This is a genomic window from Streptomyces himastatinicus ATCC 53653 (genome assembly GCF_000158915.1).
Classification (GTDB): Bacteria; Actinomycetota; Actinomycetes; order Streptomycetales; family Streptomycetaceae; genus Streptomyces; species Streptomyces himastatinicus.
In genome coordinates this window covers 8,324,933-8,328,571 of the sequence record NZ_GG657754.1, presented here as the reverse complement: position 1 = coordinate 8,328,571, position 3,639 = coordinate 8,324,933, and the positions used below count along the sequence as shown (strand labels likewise).

The window sequence follows — 3,639 nt, the reverse complement described above, 5'->3', positions numbered from 1 at the left end:
GAGGACGGCGGCGCGGGTCATGGTGTGGGCTCATCGGGGTCGGTGCGGGCCGATGTTTCCTCCCCCGGCCCGCACCTACCCGAAACCGCGCTCCGCTCCCCCTCGGGGGCGGGCGGGGGTTTGCGCGCGTCCGGAACGGCCGCGGGGACCGCCGTGTCGGCGGCACGCCTCAGGGGCCGTACGGCTATCGCGGCCGAGCCGAGCAGCAGCACGCCGAGCATGACGAAGGGGGCGGCGGTGCCCGCGAGCCCGGCGAGCAGTCCGGCCGAGGCGGGCGCGGCGACCTGGCCGAGGCGGTTGCCGGTGAGCCGCAGCGCGAGGGCGGTGCTGCGCGCCTCGTCGGGCGCGGCCTGGACGACGGTGCTCATGGACAGCGGCTGGCCGACGCCGAGGCAGAAGCCGAGCGCGGCGAGCAGCACGCCGAGCGCCCAGGCGGGCAGCGGCAGGGCGACGGCCGCGCACAGCAGCCCGGCGCCCAGACAGCTGACGGCCATCAGCACGGTACGGCCCATCAGCCTGATCATCGGGGTCATCACCAGGCGGCAGGCGACGGTGGCGGCGGCGCGCAGGCTGAGGAGCAGGCCGACGACGGCGGGCGAGATGGCGCGCTGTTCGCCGACGACGGGCAGATAGGCGGTGAGGATGTCGGTGGCGGAGAGCACGGCGAGGCTGATGAAGATGCCGGAGGCGACCCCGCGGGTGCGCAGGATGCCGAACACCGGCACCCGCCGGGCGGGCGACGCGTCGGCGGTCTTCTTCAGCACACCCTCCGCCGGGCGGTGCTCGATCCGCCACAGCGAGGTGACCGAACAGGCCGCCACGGCGGCGGCGACGAAGAGCGCGGCGGCGCTGGTGCGGGCCAGCGCGCCGTCGTGGCCGGAGACGAGCTGTCCGGCGGCGATCGGTCCGATGAGCTGGCCGAGCGAGGCGCCGACGGTGAAGTGGCCGAAGTTGCGGTCCTGGTCGGCGGGGGCGCTCTGCCGGGCGACGAGTGACTGCGCACCGATGACGAATGACAGATGACCAAGTCCCATCACCCCACTCCACGCCGCCATTTCCGGCAGCGAGTCCGCCGTACCGCTGAGCCCGCATCCGGCGGCGATGAGCACGACGCCGACCGGCAGCAGCGGGGCGCACCGGCCGTGGTCGGTGCGCCGCCCGAGCGGTACGGCGGCGAACAGCGGCAGCAGCGCGTAGATGCCCGCGATCACGCCGACCGCGCGGGCGTCGGCGCCCAGCGCGAGAGCCCGGTAGGAGACGGCCGGTCTCGCCATGCTCACCGCCCCCTGCGCGAAGGAGAAGGCGATGACCAGGCGCAGCAGCCAGCCCCTACCGGGCTCCGAAGTCGTCACGCGTCAGATGATGCCGAACGCGATTCCGGCGGCGAGCACCACCAGGGAGGTGAGCACCGCCCACTTCACCGTGAACCGGGTGTGGTCGCCGAATTCGACCTTGGCCATGCCGACGAGCACATAGACGGCGGGGACCAGCGGGCTCGACATGTGCAGGGCCTGTCCGACGAGCGAGGCGCGGGCGATCTCCAGCGCGGAGACGCCGTGGGTGTGGCCCGCCTCGGCGAGGATCGGCACGATGCCGAAGTAGAAGCCGTCGTTGGACATGAAGTAGGTGAACGGGATCGACAGCAGACCGGTGATCAGGCCCATCTGCGGACCCATGGCCTCGGGGACGCCGTCGACGACCCAGCGGGCCATGTTCTCGACCATGCCGGTGCCGGTGAGGACACCGGTGAAGACGGCGGCGGCGAAGACCATGCCGGAGACGTTGACGACGTTCTCGGCGTGGGCGGCGACCCGTTCCTTCTGGTCGGCCATGCGCGGGAAGTTGACCGTGAGCGCGATGGCGGCGGCCAGCAGGAAGAGGACGGGGATGTCCAGCGTCTCGGTGATCATCAGGGCCAGCAGGGCGACGGTGAGCAGCGCGTTGAACCAGTAGAGCTTGGGACGCAGGGTGGCGCGGTTCGGGTCGAGGCCCTTGAACTCGTCGTCGCCCTCGGCCGGGTCACGCGTCGCCGGGCCGCCCGCGGGGGCCTCCGCGTCCGTACCGCCGCCGGCGCCGCCGGTGCGCTTGCCCGGCTTGCCCAGGCTGATGCCCTTGCCGCTACCGCCACCGGCTCCCACGAGCACCGTCTCCGGGTCGTCCGCGGTGACCTCGTCGAGGGTCAGCACGCCGAGGCGCTTACGCTCGCGCAGTCCGAGGCCGTACGAGAGGGCGAAGACGAAGAGCAGACCGACCGCGAGGGCGGGGATCATCGGGACGAAGATGTCGCTCGCGTCGACCTTGAGCGCGGCGGCGGCGCGGGCGGTGGGGCCGCCCCAGGGGAGCGTGTTCATGACACCGTTGGCCATGGCGGCGACACCGGTCATCACGACCAGGCTCATCTTCAGCTTCCGGTAGAGCGGCACCATGGCCGACACCGTGATCATGAAGGTGGTGGAACCGTCGCCGTCGAGCGAGACGATCGCCGCGAGCACCGCGGTGCCGACTACGACCCGCATCGGGTCCGCCTTGCAGAACCGCAGGATGACGCGGACGATCGGGTCGAAGAGACCGACGTCGATCATCACCCCGAAGTAGATGATCGCGAAGAACAGCATCGCGGCGGTGGGTGCCAGCTCCCCGATGCCATCGATGACGTAATCACCGAGGTGCGCCCCCTTCCCGACAAGGACGCAGAACAGCGCCGGGATGAGCACCAGTGCCCCCATCGGGGACATCTTCTTCATCATGATCAAAACAAGGAATGTAGCGATCATGACGAAACCGAGGATTGTCAGCATGTGGCTACCTCACGTTCGCCTTTGAACTCCCCCAGATTTGGCGGTCGGGGCGACGTTAGGTGGCGCAACTTGGCGTTAACAAGGTCTTGACGCGTGAGCAATAAGCGCAAAACCCCAGGTCAGTCCCCTTGGGCGGTCATGGTCACGGTGAGCGGAAGGGCCGTCACCCGCACCGGGCACCCGTTGAGCACCGCCGTTCCCGAAAGCGGATCCAGCCGGGAGCCGTCGATGAGCTGATTGACATTGACCCCCGGATCGGCGCCCGCGACCGCGAGCCGGGTGCCGGGGCGGGCATGGCCCCAGCCGTGCGGCAGGCTCACCACCCCGGTGCGCACCGCGTCCGTCACCTCCACCGGAACGTCCAGCTCGCCACCGTCGCCGCTGACCCGGGCGAGCCCGCCGTCGGCCAGTCCGAGCCGCGCCGCGTCGTCCGGGTGCACCTGGAGCGTGCAGCGGTTGCTGCCGCCCATCAGCGCCGGGACGTTGTGCATCCAGCTGTTGTTGGAGCGCAGATGGCGGCGGCCGACCAGGAGCAGCTGATCGGGCCGCGCGGCCAGCGCCCCGCGCAGCCGCCCCACATCGGCGGCGATCGGCTCCGGGCACAGCTCCACCGTGCCGCTGCGGGTCTTCAGCAGCCCGGGAATCCGGGGGCTCAGCGGTCCGAGGTCGATGCCGTGCGGATGGGCGAGCACCTTCTCCAGGGTGAGCCCGTCGGGGTCGGTGCCGAAGCCCTCGCCGTACGGGCCGAGGCGCAGCATCATGTCCAGCCGCCGTTCGGCGCCGGTGAGCCCGGTCAGCCCGGCGGCGAGTTCGGCGGGCTCGCGCCCGTACACCGGTGCGG

3 protein-coding genes are annotated in these 3,639 nt (G+C 71.4%); all 3 read right to left on the bottom strand.

Going from position 1 to position 3,639, the window contains the following annotated elements; genetic code table 11:
• Positions 1 to 17: 17 nt before the first annotated feature.
• Positions 18 to 1,352, bottom strand: a complete 1,335-nt coding sequence (locus SSOG_RS35585) for an MFS transporter (protein WP_009719109.1) — start codon at positions 1,350 to 1,352, stop codon at positions 18 to 20.
• 3 nt (positions 1,353 to 1,355) lie between these two features.
• Positions 1,356 to 2,798 (bottom strand): CitMHS family transporter, encoded by a 1,443-nt coding sequence (locus tag SSOG_RS35580; protein ID WP_009719108.1) that lies wholly within the window; start codon positions 2,796 to 2,798, stop codon positions 1,356 to 1,358.
• Between the two features lie 119 nt (positions 2,799 to 2,917).
• A partial coding sequence (locus SSOG_RS35575; protein WP_078510480.1) for a molybdopterin dinucleotide binding domain-containing protein occupies positions 2,918 to 3,639 on the bottom strand: 722 nt, incomplete at its 5' end.